Here is a 19,639-nt window from a genome sequence, read left to right on the forward strand (position 1 = left end):
TAATTTATAACCGCTTACATTATAACATTTTCAAGTAAAAAAATCACGGGTTTTCCGTGATTTTCATAAATTATTTTTTAATTTTCAGTAAATTCGGAACTAAGGCTACTGTAATGACTGCTGAGATAACCATTTCAACCAAAGCGTTAGCAGAAAATACAACTGCTAAGAGTGCTTGAATATCTCCATCGTATACATTGGAAAATAGTAGAAAAATACCACCAAGAACAAAAATTGTATTTGTCATTGAACCAATCGCACCTGCAATAGTAAGTCCAACTTTGTTACTAATCCATTTATAAACAAAATACGGTGTAACCCCAATAAGGATACGTGGCAGCATGGCTACGATCAAAGATGCAAATGATCCATTTTCAACAAAAGGTGAGAAAAGGTAGCTTGTTGGAAGTAGAACGATTGTGTTTGTGGTAACACTGATAACTCCCATTAAACCACCCAAAGTAGCACCGATACGCGGACCATAGACGATAGAAGCCACAATAACTGGTAAATGAACAAGTGTTGGTTTTATTGGTACTGGCCATAAATTAAAAACAAGGCTTGTCAAAAAGTGAATAACAAGCATGACAGCGAAAAAGATTGCAATTGTAGCAACATCGGAAGATTTTCTATTTTTCATAAATGTCTCCTATTTTTGAGCGCTAGCTCATTTATCAAGTGCTTACATTATACATGGTTACACCTGTCTTGACAAGAGCTAATCAATGTTTGCTCTTACAAAATATTATAATATTGATTGAACAACTTCTAAAATTGTATCTAAATCGGCTAGGGCGCCGCGTCCAATATCACCACAAGCTAATAGGCTTGATCGAGGTTCAATCTCTCGATATCCGATTTCCTTCAATGTTTCAATATTACGTTGAGTTAAAGGATTATCATACATCTTGGTATTCATGGCTGGTGCAAAGAGTTTTGGGGTTGCCAAAGGAAGAGCAAGTGCAGTAGCAGTGACCATATTATCAGCAAATCCATGTGCCAAATGGGCAATTGTGTTAGCAGATGCTGGAGCAAGAATAAAAAGATCAGCTTGTTTAGCCAGTTCAATATGGTTAATAATCTTAGAATCTTGCTCTTTCATAACATCTAAGTGAACAGGATTTTTGGATAAAACTTGGAGAGTCAAAGGTGTGATAAAGTCTGTTGCCGCCTCTGTCATTAGAACGTGTACGTCATAGCCAAATTTACTGAGTTGATTGGTCAAATCAGCTGCTTTATATGCAGAAATCGAACCAGAAACTGCTAATAAGATTGTCTTAGTCATCGTGTGTTACCTTTTCAAAAATAAGCTGTGCAATATCTGCCTTAGTCCAAGCTTCATATGCATTTTCAGAATCAAGCAGATAGGCATGGTGTTGATTAGGAGTAATCTCAGAAAGGTCATTAGCCAAAATATAACGTGCTTGATTATTTACCAAACTCTCACGCGCAACAGCAAAGAGCTCATCCTTACTAACACCAACTAGAAGTTTGAATCCAATCAGCTGAATGTTCGGATTCCAATTCTTGACTAGACTGATGACCTTAGGCGTTTTCTTCAAGAAAAGCACCTGGTAATCCGATCTAGATGAAATCTTAGTTTCCTTATTTTCCTTGGTCAATAGCTGAGCTATATCTTTGCTTTGTTTCACCTCATCAAGATCAGTCATATAAACAGGCGTGTAATCTGACACTGCCATGCTATGAATAAGAACATCATGAGACTTGACAAGAGGCTCAATTGTTTTAATCAAACTATCAACATTACTAATAACATAAATGTCGAGATTGTCATGTTCTTGAGGTTTGACAGCAGATTTAGTCGTTACTAAAGAAACTTGATGACCTTGAGCTAAGAATTTTTCTGAGATATATTTTCCTAAAGTTCCTGTTGAATGATTGGTGATACCACGTACAGTATCAATACTCTCTGTCGTGCCACCAGAAGTAATCAAAATTTTCATAGGCTTATTTTACACAAAAACCCTATTGAAAGCAACCTTGAAAACTCCTTCCAAAGCTTGAAACTGTTATAATATAGCTAGATAAAGGAGGGGTACGATTTGTCTAACAGAGTTAAACATTCTATTGGTATTATTTTAGCTATCTTGTGCCTGATTATTCTTGCAATTTTTTTCATAAATCAAAAGCAGAGCAATGCCATCTCGACTCAAAGCAATCAAAGTTCGATAACAACCCAAGAAGAAATTGATATCTCGGAACAGAGTCAAGAGGCCTCATCGGATAGTGAAGAATCGACATCAAATAATGATAGCGAGTCAGCCCAATCATTTTTAGAAAAAAATCTTCAAACTCTAATACTAGTAATCAGATTGTAAGACTTGACGTAAATCCTCAAGTCCAGCGAGCTTGGAACACGTGTGCTCCGACAACCGTCAGTATGCTACTATCATATAAAGGAATAGAAGTAATCCAGGAAACCTTAGCACTTGAGATGGAGACCGATGATACATTTGGCACTCACAATGTAAATGCCATCCGAGTTCTTAACAGACATCTCTTTGGATATGACTTTCCAGAAAGCAATCAAGCAGGATATCGTCTTGAAACTGTTACAAATATCGAAAGCGATAAAGAAATCTTTAAAGAAAGACTTAAACAGAATATAAAAGATAACTATCCACTTTACTACACCATCGAAGTTTCAAAAATAGAACCAAGTAAAAATGGTGAGCACAATGTTTTGGGAATTGGCTATCAGTTAACAGATGATGGGAAAGATATTGCTTATGTCTACTATCTGGATCCTTCTTATATTAGTCAGGATCCAGTCTATGGAGGGTTAAAGAAAATAACCGTTGAAGAATTACTTGAGGCAATATCTGTGTGTGTTGAACCTAACTATGCTTGGTAATTTAAACATTGATATGACTATCAGAAAAATCCCCAGTTCAATTTGAGCTGGGGATTAATTTTATAGATTTTTACGTTTTTTAGCTTGGGTGGTCAGTTTGAAATCCATTTCTTGGAGATTATCAATCAAATAATTACTAAGCTTGAAATCGTCTGTAGGAGATAACAATTCAATTTCATAGGACAGTTTGAGTTCCGCTCCCTTTTTACCACTTTTGACTGAAATCAGTTCATAAGTCGAACAAAACTTTTCAAGCGCAGCTTGGATCCGATTTTCGAGTTGAGGAACTTTGCTTGCTGTCACCGTCAAATGACGACGAGTTTGAGTCTGGACTTTGCTCTGCCCTTTTTCCAAAAGAAACCAAATAGATAAAATAAGGGTGGTCGAAATGATAGCTAGAATCAGATAGCCAGTTCCTGCAGCTAGACCGATAATCATTGAAAGGAAGATGGCTAATAATTCACGTGAACCGCTGGTAGCTGAACGGAAACGGATAAGGGAGAAAGTCCCAGCTACCGCAATACTTGTGCCAAGACTGCCGTTGACTAAAAAGATAACCAGCGTCATGAGACTAGGAAGCAGGGTCAGTGTGATGATAAATTCTCTGGTGTAGAGGGTGCGGAATTTATAGACAAAGGCCAATGCAAATCCTAGGACAAGGCTAACGGCTAGGGCCAGGAAGAGTAGGAGTGGATTGACTGAGCTGGTGTTTGTTTGAAAAATGCTGTCGAAAATGGTCATATTAGGCACCTACGCTTTCTTTTTTGAGTCTCGGTCGTGGTTGATAATCTAAACCTTGTGATTTGTGGAAGGCACAAGAGTATTTAGAAAACTTCATTTTGCGTAAGCCATGCTTAGCTAGAATTTCCTTTAGCCATTCAGGCTTGTCCGCACTTGCTTTGATTTCCATAACCATTTGGTTTGGCTCAAGCAAGGGGTTCCCTTCAGTGCCAGAAGATAAAGAAACGTCTGTGTCTCGATAACGAAGATTTTTATCAAAAGTTACTCGTACCTTGTCTCCAATTTTCTTTTTTTGTTTAAGTGAATATCGGTCATAGTAAATGTAGACACGAGGAGCAAGACCTGGGTAGCGGTCTCGAAGCGCGTGAATCTCTGCAAGTAAATTTGGGTCTGAGATAGATTCATCACTATATCCCTGACAAAGCAAAAGGTTGATAGACTTAGGGTTAGAGACTAGGCGAAACTTATGTCCAACACCTTCTTGATCTTTCTGCTTAACTTCCAAGAAGGCTTGACAATCTTCACTTGGATTAGCAAAATAGCTACGCATTCTAATCTTTTCACGCATATTCTTTTTAGCTAGTGCATCTTTGATGACATCAAAGTCTGGCGTATCAAAATAAATATTAGAAATGGTAGAAGTAGGGTAATCGTCTTCTTTTAGATAGACCTTTAAATCCTCTAAAAGTGCCTCATATTGGTCAGCTCTTACAATATACTTAGTTTCTACACGTTTAAAACGGGTTTGAATGTTATCAGTCATGGTTTTCTCCTTAAAAGTTAGTGACCATAACTATAAAGGAGAAATCTAAAAGTTTTTTTAAAATAGCAGAGCTAAGTTTTCCTTTAAGTTTTCTGTAAGGAATCTTTAAGTTTCACTCAAGAAAACTTTCAGTAATATTTCAGCCTAACAAGCTATGATTGTTGGTAATTCCATATTGAAAGGAGTGTTTTAATGACATTTCTAAAGAGGCATGCTTATACCATACTATTTTCTACTGCCTTATTAGGTGCAAACACCTACACGCTTTTAAAAACATTTGTCCTACCCTCGGCCCAAGCTCAAGTTATAAGTAGTCAAACGTCACAGACTGTGGCATCCTCAGATTCAGGCCAAGTAACAAGTACTGATAATTCTTATCAAGATGACAACATTTCAATCTCAATCACGAGTGGACAGACCAGCGATACTACCTACTATGTTGCGGATATCAAGCTAAGTGATGCTTCTTATCTTAAAACAGCTCTAGCTCAGAACACTTTTGGCACTAACATTACCCAAACAACTTCCAGTCAAGCAGTTGCCAATAATGCTATATTTGCTATTAATGGTGACTACTACGGAGCCAATTCAACAGGTTACGTTATCAAAAACGGTGTCATCTATCGTGAGTCTTCACGTAATAGTGATTACGATGACTTGGCTATTTATGCAGACGGCAGCTTAGCTACTTTTAATGAATCTGATGTGACAACTCAAGAGTTGTTAGACAGCGGTGTTGTCAATACCTTTGCTTTCGGTCCGACACTGGTCTCAGATGGTCAAATCGCCGTCTCCTCATCTGAAGAAGTTGGCCAAGCCATGTCTTCTAACCCTCGAACAGCTATTGGTATCATTGAAGAAGATGATGGCAGTCTTCATTATATTGTCATCGTTTCAGATGGTCGCTCTAGCGAGTCTGAAGGGTTAACGCTCTATCAAATGGCAGAGCTGATGCAATCTAATGGGGTGACAACAGCCTACAACCTTGATGGCGGTGGCTCATCAACCATGTACTTTAATGGCCAAGTCATTAACAAACCTACCACAAATGGAAATACAATCAAAGAAAGAGCGGTGAGCGATATTGTTTACATCGGTTACTAAAAAAACATTAGGAAAATCAAGCCTAACCTATTTTTGCTTAATGGTATTTTCTATCGTCTTTACCATTGTCTACGAACGCTTTAGTTACGGAGAATCCTCGGATTATATGCGTGCTATGTTCCTTATTCCTTTATTAGGTGCTGGACTAAGTTTCCTTTCTGGATTTAATAAAACATGGATTAGAAATCGAATCTCCTGGTTATTCTTCAATTCAAGTTTAGCTATCGCTACCAGTGCCTGTTTAATAAAAGGGATTATTGAAGTCTCTGGCCGAACAACCACTTATGACAATCCCTATTGGGTTGTCGCAATTGGCTTCTTATTACTAAGTTTACTAAGTGGAATGCTTCCCCAAAAGGCTAAGTGATTTGGTTTGTTCAATAGCAGAGCAAGTTTAAGAAATATTTCAGTTATTCTTTAGGAATTTTTCAGTTAAACTATCTATAATTCTATATTATTAACATCGAAAGCGAGAAAATTATATGAAAATCAATTTAAAACGAAAAGTGCTCTATAGCACATGTGCGGCTAGTCTAATCCTGTTGACGGCATGTTCATCAGGCTCAAGTGGTAGCACAAGCAGTAGTTCTTCGACAACAACTAGTTCTTCAGTATCAAGTTCAAGTGTAGAGGCAACCTCAACAGCAAATTCGGATTACTTTACCGATACTGACCTAACAGACACTTACGATGAAGCCACAGCTTCAACTGTTAGCTTATCAGGCTCGTCAGCTAAAGTGTCAGGTGATGGAGTAGCTGTATCTGGATCAACCGTAACCATTTCAGCAGCAGGTACTTATATCATTTCTGGTGAAAGTGACGGAGTGCAAATCTTGGTTGATGCGGCAGATTCAGACAAGGTACAAATTGTTCTTAATGGTGTCACTATGACAGGTTCAGATGCTCTTATTGCAGTTAAAGAAGCAGATAAGGTTGTCATTACAAGCGCTGCTGGAAGCAGCAATACAATTGAAGATTCTGAGCATACCAATGATGATTACAGCGCAGCAATTTACAGTAAAAGCGATTTAACCTTTAATGGTTCAGGATCTTTGACGGTCACAGGAAACTACAATAATGCCATCAAAGGAAGTGATGATGTTAAGTTCACAGGAGGAACTTACAATATTACTTCGACAGTTAAACACGCTATTTCTGCCAATGATGCTTTGAATATTGTTAATTCTGACATGACTTTGACAGCTGCAGAAGATGCTATTCACTCAGATAATGATGAGGATACCGAACTTGGTAATATTTACATTCAATCAGGCAACTTTGTCATCAATGCAGGAGATGATGCTATCCATGCTTCAAATACCCTAACAATTGACAATGGAACGATTGATATCCAATCTTGTGTTGAGGGTATTGAAGGTAAGACAGTTACGATCAATGATGGGACAATCAAGATTGTTTCTTCTGACGACGGTATCAATGGTAGTGACTGGGCATCGACTGCAGGTGACATGCAGATGCAAGAAGGCGTATCCGTTACTATTAATGGTGGTGATATCACAATTGATATGGCAGAGGGAGATACTGACGCCATCGATTCCAATGGTGATTTGACCATCACTGGAGGAAATATTACCATTACTGGACAATCAGCCTTTGACTATGATGGTACAGGTACATACACAGGTGGTACGCTGACTGTTAACGGTGAAACTGTCACCGAACTCACTCAAACTGGCCCTGGAGGTATGGGAGGCGGAGGACCGCAAGGAAATCGCTTCTAAAACATTAGGTAAGAAATTCCTGGAAAAGAAGTTTTTGAGATATCCCAAAAAGCACAATCGAAAGGAAGTAACCTATGTATATTATTATCCCCTCTTACGAACCTGACAGACGACTTGTTGATTTAGTATCTGATATCCGACAGCAGATGTCAGATACCATCATTGTCGTTGATGATGGAAGTGGCCAAGCCTATGCCAAATACTTTGAAACAGTTGAAAATTTAGATGCTGTCCTTCTGACCCATGATAAGAATCGTGGTAAAGGTGCGGCTCTCAAAACCGCTTTTAACTACATAGCTGACAATTACCAAAATGACGATGTTATGATTACCATTGATAGCGATGGACAGCATTTGATTCCTGATATGATTAAGGTTGCTAGACAGTCTCAGGATAATAGCAAAGCTATTGTCCTAGGTGTCAGAACTTTTGCAGGTGATGTTCCTTTGAGAAGTCGAATCGGTAATGAAGTGACAGCTCTGCTATTTGGCCTAGTAACAGGAAAGAAAATCAAAGATACTCAGACTGGTTTAAGAGGACTGAGTACGGAAATGTTGCCGTGGCTATTAACGCTTAACGGTGATCGATTTGAGTATGAATTCAACATGCTTCTCGAGGCTAATAAAGCTGGCTACGATTTGGCAGAAGTTGCTATTGAGACAGTTTATCTTGAGGACAATAAGAGTTCTCATTTTCGTCCAATCAGGGATTCCATTCGCATTTACAGTCCCTTCTTCAAGTTTTCAGGAACGGCCATCTTATCGGCTCTGATTGACGCACTAGCTCTCTTTTTATTGATGGCAATGACAAATAATCTTCTCTTGTCTGTTGTGGCAGCAAGGCTAATAAGTGCTAGCTGCCAATGTCTGCTTAATGCTAATTATGTTTTCCGGTCATCTAATCCACTTATGAAGACTATTGTTCGGTATTTTGCTTTAGTAGCAGTAATCTTATCATGTAATTATTTCATGCTTAAGGCTCTAGTTGGACTAGGTATTGGGTTGGTGATTGCCAAACTTTTAACTGAAACCATTCTTTTTATTCTCAGTTATCGTGTTCAAAGACAATATGTATTTATTTAAATGTTATGCCCAACTTGAAACAGGTTGGGCATTTCTATGTTAACAACCAACCAAAACACGAACATTGATATTTATAGGGTTAAAAAACGTGCGTTTTCCTGAAAGTGTGCTATAATGAAATTAACCCTATAACAATAGAGCTCAAGCTCTCGTATTTTTCAATCAAGAGGAGATTTTCATGAAATCAGATATCGAAATCGCTCAGAGTGTCGAACTCAAACCAATCACTGAAATTGTCGAAAAAGTTGGCATCACCTTTGATGATATTGAACTTTATGGAAAATATAAGGCAAAATTGTCCTTTGATAAAATTAATGAAGTTAAAGACAAGAAGCCTGGTAAACTTGTCCTTGTGACAGCTATCAATCCAACACCAGCCGGTGAAGGAAAATCAACCATGTCTATTGGTCTTGCGGATGCCCTCAATAAAATTGGTAAGAAAACCATGATTGCCCTTCGCGAACCATCACTTGGTCCTGTTATGGGTATCAAAGGTGGCGCAGCAGGTGGTGGCTACGCTCAAGTTCTTCCCATGGAAGATATCAACCTTCACTTCACAGGCGACATGCATGCCATTACAACAGCAAACAACGCCTTGTCAGCTCTTCTTGATAACCATATCCAACAAGGTAATGAACTAGGTATTGACCAACGTCGTATCATCTGGAAGCGCGTGGTTGACCTCAACGACCGTGCCCTTCGTCAAGTTATCATTGGTCTTGGTAGTCCAGTAAACGGTATTCCACGTGAAGATGGTTTTGACATCACTGTGGCATCTGAAATCATGGCTATTCTTTGCTTGGCAACAGATATTAAAGATTTGAAGGAACGTTTGGCTAACATTGTGGTAGCTTACCGTTTCGACCGCACACCTGTTTATGTGCGCGACCTCAAGATTGAAGGGGCTTTGACGCTTATTCTTAAAGATGCTATCAAGCCAAACTTGGTACAAACCATCTATGGTACGCCAGCTCTTGTACACGGTGGACCATTTGCTAATATTGCCCACGGTTGTAACTCAGTTCTTGCTACCTCAACAGCTTTGCGATTGGCCGACTATACCATCACAGAAGCTGGTTTCGGTGCTGACCTCGGAGCTGAGAAATTCCTCAATATCAAAACACCAAACCTTCCAACAACACCTGATGCGGTCGTTATCGTTGCCACTCTTCGTGCCCTTAAGATGCATGGTGGTGTAGCTAAAGCTGACCTCAACCAAGAAAATGTGGAAGCCGTTCGCGCTGGTTTTGCTAACCTTAAACGCCACGTTGAAAACATCCGTAAATTCGGTATTCCAGCGGTTGTTGCCATCAACGAATTTGTAGCTGACACGGAAGATGAGATTGCTGCTCTTAAAGAACTTTGTGCCTCAATCAATGTTCCAGTTGAACTGGCTAGCGTTTGGGCTAACGGTGCTGACGGTGGTGTTGACCTTGCCCATGCGGTGGTTAATGCGGTTGAAAATGGCGGAGCTAACTACAAGCGTCTCTATTCTGATGAAGATACATTGGAAGAAAAGATTGAGAAGATTGTGACTCAAATCTACGGAGGCAAAGCTGTTCAATTTGGTCCAAAAGCTAAGACGCAACTTAAGCAATTTGCCCAATTTGGTTGGGATAAATTGCCAGTCTGCATGGCAAAGACACAGTACTCATTCTCAGATAACCAATTCTTGCTTGGTGCCCCTGAAGGTTTTGACATCACTATCCGTGAATTTGTTCCTAAAACAGGTGCAGGCTTCATCGTTGCTTTGACAGGAGATGTTATGACTATGCCAGGTCTTCCAAAAGCACCCGCAGCCCTTAACATGGATGTTGCTGAAGACGGAACTGCTATTGGCTTGTTCTAATCAGCCTAAATAATTTTAAATCTAACAATCAAAAGTCAACTTCGGTTGGCTTTTTTGCATGAAAAAACTCCTAGAAAAATCTAGGAGACAGCGTTTTTGACTAATGAGTTTTATCAGCTCTGCTATTTTTTAAAAAACGACCGAGAAAGAGGAAAAGGTAAGACAAAATCATATAGATGATAACAAGTTTAAGCTGGAGAACAGCAGTTTGAAATGTTGAAAATAGTAGGAAATAGCCACCGAGAAGCAGTGGGACAAGAAAGCCTTTATAGTCTAATAAACCAAGTAAGAGCCCTACAAGTGCAAAGATGACGGAGTTAGCCAAATATAGGAGGAGCGGGGCATTTTCCATGATGTCATAGGGATAGGCGTTGCTTGTAAAGATCCCTATCAAAAAAGTTGCTAAACAGATGGCTGGAAGAAGAAAAGGTTGTTTGAGCCAGCCATTTTTATGGGCTAGTCCACCAAGTACTGAACCTAAAAGACTAGGAATCAAAGCAAGAAGAAAATAAGGAAGGAAACTCAGCCAGTCACTGGCTTGATAACCATAAGACATCAGTTCGAAAACCAAGAAAAAGAGGTAACAAATCAGATAAAAAATAATGCCATACAGTATCGGGAAGGTAGGTAGTGATCCTTTGCGGTGACAGAGTATAAGCCCTGACCAGAATGAGACCAGAGGCAAAATGAGAACTAGATAAATAAGTAATCCCATACCGTTTCCACGTGAAAAGATAAAGAGGAGTGGAATATGTATAAAATTAAGCAGAATGGCTGACAAAAGTGATTTTTTCCAAGTAAGCATAGAGAGCCTCCAAAATCTTTTTCTTAATTCAAATATAATATCTTTTAGAAAAAAAGGCAAAGGATAATCGAAAGAAAGGAGTTTTTATGTTTAATGCCATACCTGACAATAAACTCTATCAAAAAGTTTCCATTTTATAAATGATTTTGGCTAAAATAGAGTTAATACTATATGAAGATAGAAAAAAGATAGGTGATAAGATTTGATAGATGATTATTTATTAATATTGAGAATACAGCGGGGTGACACAGATGCTTGGGAGGTTTTGGTTGATAAGTATTATGACAAAATATATGCCTATTGTTGTCGACGATTCTTTGGAAACCGCGATTTAGCAAATGATTTGACTCAAGACATTTTTTTAAAAGTCGTTCGGGCAATCCCTACTTATCGTTATAAAGGAAAATTTTATAATTACCTTTATACCATAACAGTTAATCATTGCAACAGCTTTGCTAAGAAAAAACAGTTAGAGAAGGTAGAGCTATCGGAAAATACACTTGCTGACGACACCGAATCTGTAATAGATGAACTGTCAAAGCAAGAAGCTAATCAACTAATACAAGCTGCCCTAGATAAACTACCGGATACTCAGAGAGAAGCTGTCATTTTACGTTACTATCAGGATTTGAAAGTTAAAGAAATTGCAAAAGTAACAGGAGTAGGAGTGGCAACAGCTCAATCGCGCATACATCAAGGATTGAAAAAGTTGGAAAAATACTTGAAGATGGAGGACTTTGATAATGACTAATGATGTTCGGAAAACACTAGAAAAATATGAATTAGTTTCTATTTCCCAAGGGAAAGCTCAGCTGATTGTTAAAGGAAAAGAGATTATTGAAGAGCAACAGATTTGTAGACATTCGGTACTTGAATTATTAATCTCAACGTTTCACTTTATCAGTTTGAGAGCTTGGTTGAGTCAGTTTGCTTTGTTTTTCTTGAGTATGTTTTCTATTTTAAGACTTCATAAGGAAGAACCACTTGCCACTATCATGCATCTTTTGACCGGAATCCTAATGATATCTGTTCTCTTTTTTATGGATGAACTCTTTAAAAGCTTTACTTATGGTATGTGGGAATTAGAAGAAACTTTTAAGTATAATCTTAGTCAGCATACCCTGCTCAAGTTTTTAATTTTTGGAATAGCTGACTTGGCATTTATTTTAGTTATGTCCATTGTATGTTCTAATAACTTTTCTTTATCATTTTGGAATATATTGCTCTTTTTACTCGTTCCCTATAACATCATCTGTATCATTCTTTTTCTTCTAGTCACCTTGTGGCGCAATTACCTTCATAGACATGTGATGTGGTTAGTTTCAGGAATCATTTACCTTGTTTCTTTTGTAATCAGCAATTTATTTAATATTTATCAAGTGAATGTGATTTATTGGAGTGTTGCATTTGTGACTTCAGGTTTTATGTTGCTTTACTTAATTTATCGTCAATACCAAAAATCATTTAGCTAGGAGGTTTTGTAATGAATTTACGACTTGAGAAAATTTCAAAGTCTTATGGTAGTGTTCATGTTTTAAAAGAAATCACTTTCGAACTCAAACCTGGAATTTATGGACTTTTAGGAGCCAATGGATCAGGTAAAACAACCTTGTTCCGAATAATTTGCGGGCTCCTTCAGGCAGACAATGGACAGGTCCTCTTTAATAATCAGGACATAAAAGAACAAGCAGAGAATTTTCGATCAGTTCTTGGATTCTTACCCCAAGATTTCAATTACTATCCAGATTTTTCTGGTTTCAAATTTATGCTCTACATAGCTGCTTTAAAGGGACTCAATAGCAGGGCTGCCAAGAAAAGATGTATAGAATTACTTGATTTTGTTGGGCTAGGTGATGTCAAAAACAAAAAAATCCGACAATATTCTGGAGGTATGAAACAGCGTTTAGGAATTGCACAAACACTCATTAATGATCCTGAAATAATGATTTTGGACGAACCAACAGTTGGCCTAGATCCCAAAGAACGAGTGAGATTCCGAAAACTGCTCAGCAATCTTTCAAGGGATAGGATTATAATACTATCAACACACATAGTATCGGACGTCGAATCAGTAGCAGACGAAATTCTAATCTTAAAAGATGGCATATTACAAACAGGGGGAACAGCTTATGATTTAGTATCTGAAATCAAGGGACAAGTCTGGGAATGTTTAGTGTCACCAAATGAAGCAGATAAATTAGAAAATCGTTTTCTCATCAGTAATCGTCGGAATGACTCTGGTGGTGTAATCCTGAAAATAGTATCTATTCAGCGTCCAACACCGACTGCAAATCAGGTTCCGCCTACTTTAGAAGATTTATACCTCTATTATTTCAGGGAAGGAGGACAGGATTATGATGAAACTAACACAATTTGAATTATCAAAGATCGGAAAAAACCGAACAGTTTTAGGCGCCTTAGTAGTCTCTCTTTTTATTCTTTTCGGGATTTTCTATGTTGGTTATCATTATTCACAAGAAAACTTTTCTGCAAGAGATAATGTAGAAGCAGGATATCCTGCCAAACTAGATAAAAGTATCAAAGAAAAGTACTCTGGTGATTTAACTGATGAGAAGGTTAAAGAAATTGTGTCTGATTATATGGAAATTTGGCAAGATGCAAAAACAGATTCAGCACTGGTATTTTATCCATTTTACTGGGATATCCAGTCTACTTTTATACCTCGAAAGAATTATGACTTATTCTCAGTTATGCTTGATAAGCTAGAAAATGGTCAGAGGCTGTCTGTAGAAGAGGTGCCACTCAAGAAATTAGCTGATAATGACTCCCAAAACTTTGATAAGCCACTACAATTAGGTAATTATGTCCCATGGACAGATTTGTATAAGGTAATAGGCAATCTTTATGTTCTTATCTCTGTTCTAGTTGCACTAGTTTGTTCTTTAGTCTTTTCAGACGACACGTCACGAAATATGAATCAAATTTTGTTCACTACAAAGTATGGAAAAAGTAAATCTTTGATTAGTAAGCTACTAGCTGGCATTTCGGCCTCAACTTGCCTCTTTGTGGCCATTCATATCATCAATTTCATAACTTTCGCGCTCATGAATGATATCAGTGGTTGGAAATCCAGTATTCAAACTAATTTTGCAATGAAATTATTTGATTTTCCTATGGAATGGAATCATTTACAAGTCTTTCTGTGCATTATTGGACTGCAGTTTTTGGGGATTCTATTTGTAGCTGCGACCAGTGTACTCGTATCTAGCTTTGTTAAAACACCACTTTCATCTTTTGCGACTGCAACTGGCCTATACCTCTTGCCAGCTCTTTTGATGCAGGCTTTCAAGGGAAATATAGTTTCAAAATATCTTTATTTTTTCCCAATTAATCAAGCAAATGTAAAGAATATGCTTGTTCTTTTAAGCAGTGAAGGCGACTTTTTCAGGACTAGTGTTGTAAGTAACTTACTTTTGCTAAGTCTATTCCTACTTGTAAGTTATGTCTTTTTCAATTTTATTGCTTATAGACGTATGAAAGTATGGCGGTTTTGAGAAAATAATTTAAAATTATTTTGATTATCTAACCTTTTTCCTTGACTTATGCTTTCAATAAGTGTAGACTTAACGAGTATTAAGTTTTGAGATATTGAGTGTTTTACCCTTTACTCTTGGTTTTTTACAGAAAGAGGAAAGGAAGTATACACATGACACAAGGTACAGTTAAGTGGTTTAACGCTGAAAAAGGTTTCGGTTTCATTTCTAGTGAGACTGGTGAAGATGTCTTTGCACATTTTTCAGCTATTCAATCTAATGGTTTTAAAACATTAGAAGAAGGACAAAAAGTGACATTTGATGTTGAACAAGGCCAACGCGGTCTTCAAGCAACTAACATTACAAAAGTTAACTAATTTGGAAAGTCAACCTCGGTTGGCTTTTTTTCTTTCTCTGAAAAATTGCCTCAACAATGAAATCGTGAGTAAAATGTATAGTCTCATTTTCACAGTTATTATCTTAAAAATATCTTAAAATATGGTATGATATAGTAATGAAATAACTTAGGAGGTGGTCATATTAGTCATAAAACAAGAGTTATAAGTCTCTTAGATAAAAGTCGTCGTGGATTTTTAAGAGGGATTTTTAGCCGTACTACAATTGTCGCTTTACTCTTGATCATACAAATTCTCTTTCTCATGGCTTCCTTCGCTTGGATTGATAAATACCAGCTATGGTTCGAGGGGATTGAAAGAATTCTAGCGATTGCAGTTGTTTTATATTTAGTAAACAGTGAAATGGATGCCCTATCTCGAGTAACCTGGTTAATACTCGTTATGATTGTTCCCTTGTTTGGATCAATTTTACTAATATATACCAAACTTGACTGGGGTTATAGAGGACTAAAACAGCGGGTCAATGACTTAGTTGATGAGAGTGAATCCTATTTAAAAGATGATGAGGAAATTCTTAAAGTCCTGAAGAGCAATACTTCCAACACCTATCATCTTGTTCAGTATTTTCAGAGAAGTCACGGAAATTTTCCAGTATATGATAATACGAAAGTGACCTATTTCCCAACAGGCGAAGCTTTTTTTGAAGCCCTAAAAGTTCAATTACAGAAGGCTCAAAAATACATCTTCTTAGAATTCTTCATTCTTGCTGAAGGTCGTATGTGGGGAGAAGTACTCAGTATTTTAGAAGATAAAGTACGAGAAGGCGTAGAAGTTCGCGTTCTTTATGATGGTATGAATGAATTTTCAACCTTATCTTTTGACTATGCGGAGCGCCTGCAAAAAATTGGTATTCAAGCCAAAGCGTTCTCTCCGATTTCCCCCTTTGTTTCAACCTATTATAATTATCGTGACCATAGAAAAATCGTCGTCATAGATGGAGAAGTATCCTTTACAGGCGGTGCCAATCTTGCTGACGAGTACATTAATGAACAAGAACGATTTGGACACTGGAAGGATACCGCTGTGATGTTAGAAGGTGAAGCAACAGATAGTTTTCTAGTCATGTTCCTTCAGATGTGGTCCATTTCAGAAAGTGAGCTTATTATTGAGCCTTACCTCGGAAATCATGAGAATGCTCCCGAAGCCAACGGATATGTCATTCCTTATGGTGATTCCCCTCTAGATTCAGACAAAGTCGGTGAGAATGTTTACATTGATATTCTCAATCACTCAAAAGATTATGTTTATATTATGTCGCCTTACTTGATTTTAGATAGTGAGATAGAGCACGCCATCCGGTTTGCAGCTGAACGTGGTGTAGATGTTCGCATCATATTGCCGGGTATACCAGACAAACCGATTCCTTATGCTCTGGCTAAAACATATTTTGAACCACTGATGAAATCTGGCGTTAAAATTTACCTATATCAACCAGGCTTTATCCATGCAAAAGTATTCATCTGTGACCACTCAAAAGCAGTAGTCGGGACAATTAACCTGGATTATCGCAGTTTATATCATCACTTCGAGTGTGCAACCTATCTTTATAAAGTAGATGCTATCCAAGATATCTTTGAAGACTATATGGACACACTTGATGTATCAAAATTGGTGACTAGCGAGACTCTTAAAGAAACACCTTTCCACCAAAAAGTTATTGGTCATCTTGTAAAAACTATTGCACCTCTCTTGTAAAATAGCAGAGCTTCTGATATAATTCTCTTATGCGATGAGCCGAATTTGGTTTTTAACCATATTTGCGCAAGGGAAGTCTACATTAAATTGTAACGCAGGAGCGGACTTTGGTAACTTGTTGTGAACCCTGTCACCACATGGAAACATGCCCTCAATCCTCTATCTTCGGATAGGGGATTTTTGTTTTTCTACTTTCATACAATTACTACAATTTCCTCTTTTCATTTGAGAGAAAAAATAGTATAATTGCTTTATTATAAATTTTTAGAAAATTTCGAGAATAGCTCAGCTATTTTCCAAACGAAGAAGAGGTATTAGAATGGGTTATACAGTTGCCATTGTTGGTGCTACAGGTGCCGTTGGAACTCAAATGATTAAAATGTTGGAAGAATCAACTCTTCCTATCGATAAAGTTCGCTTGCTTGCGTCAGCACGTTCTGCAGGCAAGACTCTCAACTTTAAGGGACAAGAACTTGTCATTGAGGAAACAACTGAAACAGCCTTTGAAGGTGTTGATATTGCCCTCTTCTCAGCTGGTGGCTCAACTTCTGCTAAATTTGCTCCATATGCTGTAAAAGCAGGGGCTGTTGTGGTTGATAACACTTCATTCTTCCGTCAAAATCCTGATGTTCCTTTGGTGGTTCCTGAGGTTAATGCTCACACTATGGATGCTCACAACGGTATCATTGCTTGTCCTAACTGTTCAACAATCCAAATGATGGTTGCCCTTGAACCAATTCGTCAAAAATGGGGACTTGATCGTATCATCGTTTCAACTTATCAAGCAGTATCAGGAGCTGGCGCGCGTGCCATTGAAGAGACAAAACGTGAGTTGAAAGAAGCAGTTGTTGACGGGGTTGATCCAAAAGATTTGAAAGCTGAAATCTTGCCATGCGGCGGTGATAAAAAACATTATCCAATCGCATTTAACGCTCTTCCTCAAATTGATGTCTTCACAGATAACGATTACACTTATGAAGAGATGAAGATGACAAATGAAACTAAGAAAATCATGGAAGATGATGCTATTAAAGTTTCAGCAACATGTGTTCGTGTTCCTGTATTGTCAGCTCACTCAGAATCAGTTTACATCGAAACAAAAGATCTTGCTCCAATCGCTGAAGTTAAAGAAGCAATCGCTAACTTCCCAGGTGCTGTTCTTGAAGATGATCCAAGTCAACAAATCTACCCACAAGCTGTTAACGCAGTAGGTAGCCGTGAAACTTATGTCGGCCGAATCCGTAAGGACTTGGATGCCGAAAAAGGTATCCACATGTGGGTTGTGTCTGATAACCTTCTTAAAGGAGCTGCTTGGAACTCTGTACAAATCGCTGAAACTCTTCATGAGCGTGGTCTCGTACGTCCAACAGCTGAACTAAAATTTGAATTAAAATAATAATTATAATCCTTCGTAAAAGGATTTTCTTGAATCGTGACTTAGCTTGTGTTGAGTTTAACACTTGCTTGAGTTAATCATTGAAAGCCAAATAAATTGGTTGATTGTCAACTAAAAGGCAATTAATGTTTCAATAACACTTTAAGAGCTAGGACATTTTTCCAGCTCTCTTTTTTAGAAAAGGAGAAAAACATGTCTATTGAACAATTAAGAAATGCAAAAATTATCACAGCAATGGTAACACCTTTTAATGAGGATGGTTCTATTAATTTTGATGCCCTTCCGAAATTAGTTGAACACTTGCTAGCTCACCACACTGAAGGGATTCTCTTAGCTGGTACAACAGCAGAAAGCCCAACATTGACTCACGATGAGGAACTAGAATTGTTTGCGGCAGTACAAAAAATCGTTAACGGACGTGTTCCTTTGATTGCTGGTGTAGGTACAAATGATACACGTGACTCTATTGAATTTGCTAAAGAAGTCGCTAATTTTGGAGGTTTTGCTGCAGGATTGGCAATTGTGCCTTACTATAATAAACCATCACAAGAAGGTATGTATCAGCATTTTAAAGCAATTGCTGACGCTAGTGACCTTCCGATTATTATTTACAACATTCCAGGACGTGTTGTTGTTGAAATGACACCTGAAACAATGCTTCGTTTGGCAGAACATCCAAATATCATTGGAGTAAAAGAATGTACTAGCCTTGCTAACATGGCTTACCTTATTGAGAACAAGCCTGAAGATTTCTTGATTTATACTGGCGAAGATGGAGATGCATTCCACGCAATGAATCTTGGAGCAGACGGAGTTATCTCTGTTGCCTCACATACTAATGGGGATGAAATGTTTGATATGTTCACTGCTATTGATAATAATGATATTAAGAAAGCAGCAGCAATTCAACGTCAGTTTATTCCAAAAGTTAATGCTCTATTCTCTTATCCAAGTCCTGCTCCGGTCAAAGCTGTCTTAGAACATCTTGGATTTGAAGTTGGTCCGTTGCGCTTGCCACTCGTTGCCTGCACACCTGAAGATTCTAAACGTATCGTCAAAGTGGTCTTGGAAGAAGATATCGTAGCTACTCGTGAAACAGTGACAGGTGTTGTTCGTCCTGATTATTGATTCTAAATCTTAAAAATTCAAAGGAGCTAGGGCATTTCCCCAGCTCCTTTATGTTAGAGGAGTAAAAATGAAGTTTTCAACCCTTTTAGATAAAATATTTCCACCACGAAAATTGACTTTATCACTTAAATATCCAGAGGAAAAGAAGTTAACCTTGACCAGAAACCGACGTGGGGAAATTGAACTTAACGATAGCCCAGCTCAGCTATTTACCTTAAAACAAATCATTCTCCGTCTTTCTGAATATGATAAACAAGCGATATCAAATGGAGCAGTTGCTGGTGCTTTTGTCGCCGCTGCTAGAGGGAAAGATGTTTTGAGAGGTGCTATCATTGGAGATTGGTGGGAGAAGCAAAAAGACACCAAAAGCCGTCGAGTCGAGATTCAATTTGAAAATATGACTAGTAAAGAGATTCGAGTGGTTAGTCTTAAGCTAAATCGTAAACAATATGCTGTGGTCAAAAAATTCCTGCATGTTGCGTAAAACTTTACCGTTTTTGACAAATATTATTGGAAATGAGTAAATTTCTTGACAAATCTTGAAAACAT

22 protein-coding genes are annotated in these 19,639 nt (G+C 37.9%); 16 read left to right on the forward strand and 6 right to left on the reverse strand.

Annotation, left to right across the window (positions count from 1 at the left end; genetic code table 11):
• Positions 1-70: 70 nt before the first annotated feature.
• From F601_RS0103825 to F601_RS0103835, 3 genes are all read right to left on the reverse strand, one after another.
• Positions 71-640 carry an ECF transporter S component gene (locus F601_RS0103825; protein ID WP_018164348.1) on the reverse strand — a complete coding sequence of 190 codons (570 nt, stop codon included), beginning with the start codon at positions 638-640 and terminating at the stop codon, positions 71-73.
• Between the two features lie 105 nt (positions 641-745).
• Positions 746-1,285, reverse strand: a complete 540-nt coding sequence (gene coaC / locus F601_RS0103830) for a phosphopantothenoylcysteine decarboxylase (protein ID WP_018164349.1) — start codon at positions 1,283-1,285, stop codon at positions 746-748.
• Positions 1,278-1,964: a phosphopantothenate--cysteine ligase gene (locus F601_RS0103835; RefSeq protein WP_018164350.1), complete on the reverse strand. Its 687-nt coding sequence runs from the start codon at positions 1,962-1,964 to the stop codon at positions 1,278-1,280. Before F601_RS0103835 ends, coaC begins: the two co-directional genes overlap by 8 nt.
• A gap of 99 nt (positions 1,965-2,063) precedes the next feature.
• Between F601_RS0103835 and F601_RS12645 the strand changes: the two genes are divergently transcribed.
• Both F601_RS12645 and F601_RS12285 read left to right on the forward strand, forming a co-directional pair.
• Positions 2,064-2,339, forward strand: coding sequence for a hypothetical protein (locus F601_RS12645; protein WP_018164351.1), 276 nt, complete (start codon positions 2,064-2,066; stop codon positions 2,337-2,339).
• Positions 2,340-2,401: 62 nt separating this feature from the next.
• Positions 2,402-2,875 carry a C39 family peptidase gene (locus tag F601_RS12285; RefSeq protein WP_248678583.1) on the forward strand — a complete coding sequence of 158 codons (474 nt, stop codon included), beginning with the start codon at positions 2,402-2,404 and terminating at the stop codon, positions 2,873-2,875.
• Positions 2,876-2,935: 60 nt separating this feature from the next.
• On the opposite strand, the gene F601_RS0103845 is transcribed toward F601_RS12285, so the two are convergent.
• Both F601_RS0103845 and F601_RS0103850 read right to left on the reverse strand, forming a co-directional pair.
• Positions 2,936-3,616 (reverse strand): DUF4956 domain-containing protein, encoded by a 681-nt coding sequence (locus F601_RS0103845; protein ID WP_018164353.1) that lies wholly within the window; start codon positions 3,614-3,616, stop codon positions 2,936-2,938.
• Position 3,617: 1 nt separating this feature from the next.
• Positions 3,618-4,379, reverse strand: a complete 762-nt coding sequence (locus F601_RS0103850) for a polyphosphate polymerase domain-containing protein (protein WP_018164354.1) — start codon at positions 4,377-4,379, stop codon at positions 3,618-3,620.
• A 192-nt stretch (positions 4,380-4,571) separates the two neighbouring features.
• On the opposite strand from F601_RS0103850, the gene F601_RS0103855 reads away from it, so the two are divergent.
• The 5 genes from F601_RS0103855 (at position 4,572) to F601_RS0103875 (ending at position 10,156) form a co-directional block, all read left to right on the forward strand.
• On the forward strand, positions 4,572-5,483 hold the full coding sequence (locus F601_RS0103855; RefSeq protein ID WP_018164355.1) for a phosphodiester glycosidase family protein: 912 nt from the start codon (positions 4,572-4,574) through the stop codon (positions 5,481-5,483).
• Positions 5,484-5,523: 40 nt separating this feature from the next.
• The gene (locus tag F601_RS0103860) at positions 5,524-5,850 is read left to right on the forward strand and encodes a hypothetical protein (protein WP_018164356.1); all 327 of its coding nucleotides are present in this window, start codon (positions 5,524-5,526) and stop codon (positions 5,848-5,850) included.
• A 115-nt stretch (positions 5,851-5,965) separates the two neighbouring features.
• Positions 5,966-7,225: a carbohydrate-binding domain-containing protein gene (locus F601_RS0103865; protein WP_018164357.1), complete on the forward strand. Its 1,260-nt coding sequence runs from the start codon at positions 5,966-5,968 to the stop codon at positions 7,223-7,225.
• A gap of 74 nt (positions 7,226-7,299) precedes the next feature.
• Positions 7,300-8,307, forward strand: a complete 1,008-nt coding sequence (locus F601_RS0103870) for a bifunctional glycosyltransferase family 2/GtrA family protein (RefSeq protein ID WP_018164358.1) — start codon at positions 7,300-7,302, stop codon at positions 8,305-8,307.
• Between the two features lie 178 nt (positions 8,308-8,485).
• On the forward strand, positions 8,486-10,156 hold the full coding sequence (locus tag F601_RS0103875) for a formate--tetrahydrofolate ligase (protein WP_018164359.1): 1,671 nt from the start codon (positions 8,486-8,488) through the stop codon (positions 10,154-10,156).
• A 100-nt stretch (positions 10,157-10,256) separates the two neighbouring features.
• Here F601_RS0103875 and F601_RS0103880 read toward each other — a convergent pair whose 3' ends face one another.
• Positions 10,257-10,961 carry a hypothetical protein gene (locus F601_RS0103880; RefSeq protein ID WP_018164360.1) on the reverse strand — a complete coding sequence of 235 codons (705 nt, stop codon included), beginning with the start codon at positions 10,959-10,961 and terminating at the stop codon, positions 10,257-10,259.
• A gap of 202 nt (positions 10,962-11,163) precedes the next feature.
• Here F601_RS0103880 and F601_RS0103885 point away from each other — a divergent pair, with 202 nt between their 5' ends.
• From F601_RS0103885 to F601_RS0103925, 9 genes are all read left to right on the forward strand, one after another.
• A complete protein-coding gene (locus F601_RS0103885; RefSeq protein ID WP_018164361.1) occupies positions 11,164-11,712 on the forward strand; it encodes an RNA polymerase sigma factor in 549 nt (182 codons plus the stop codon).
• Positions 11,705-12,433 (forward strand): hypothetical protein, encoded by a 729-nt coding sequence (locus F601_RS0103890; RefSeq protein ID WP_018164362.1) that lies wholly within the window; start codon positions 11,705-11,707, stop codon positions 12,431-12,433. Before F601_RS0103885 ends, F601_RS0103890 begins: the two co-directional genes overlap by 8 nt.
• An 11-nt stretch (positions 12,434-12,444) precedes the next feature.
• Positions 12,445-13,338, forward strand: coding sequence for an ABC transporter ATP-binding protein (locus F601_RS0103895; RefSeq protein WP_018164363.1), 894 nt, complete (start codon positions 12,445-12,447; stop codon positions 13,336-13,338).
• Positions 13,316-14,476 carry an ABC transporter permease subunit gene (locus tag F601_RS0103900; RefSeq protein WP_018164364.1) on the forward strand — a complete coding sequence of 387 codons (1,161 nt, stop codon included), beginning with the start codon at positions 13,316-13,318 and terminating at the stop codon, positions 14,474-14,476. Before F601_RS0103895 ends, F601_RS0103900 begins: the two co-directional genes overlap by 23 nt.
• Before the next feature lie 152 nt (positions 14,477-14,628).
• Complete coding sequence (locus F601_RS0103905) at positions 14,629-14,832, forward strand: cold-shock protein (protein ID WP_018164365.1); 204 nt, start codon at positions 14,629-14,631, stop codon at positions 14,830-14,832.
• Positions 14,833-14,994: 162 nt separating this feature from the next.
• Entirely contained in the window at positions 14,995-16,566 is a 1,572-nt protein-coding gene (gene cls / locus F601_RS0103910; RefSeq protein WP_026183100.1) for a cardiolipin synthase, read from the forward strand.
• A 319-nt stretch (positions 16,567-16,885) separates the two neighbouring features.
• A complete protein-coding gene (locus F601_RS0103915) occupies positions 16,886-17,962 on the forward strand; it encodes an aspartate-semialdehyde dehydrogenase (protein ID WP_018164368.1) in 1,077 nt (358 codons plus the stop codon).
• A gap of 192 nt (positions 17,963-18,154) precedes the next feature.
• Positions 18,155-19,090, forward strand: coding sequence for a 4-hydroxy-tetrahydrodipicolinate synthase (gene dapA / locus F601_RS0103920; protein WP_018164369.1), 936 nt, complete (start codon positions 18,155-18,157; stop codon positions 19,088-19,090).
• Positions 19,091-19,157: 67 nt separating this feature from the next.
• A complete protein-coding gene (locus F601_RS0103925) occupies positions 19,158-19,574 on the forward strand; it encodes a hypothetical protein (protein ID WP_018164370.1) in 417 nt (138 codons plus the stop codon).
• Positions 19,575-19,639: the final 65 nt, after the last annotated feature.

It is taken from the genome of Streptococcus henryi DSM 19005, from assembly GCF_000376985.1.
Lineage (GTDB): Bacteria > Bacillota > Bacilli > Lactobacillales > Streptococcaceae > Streptococcus > Streptococcus henryi.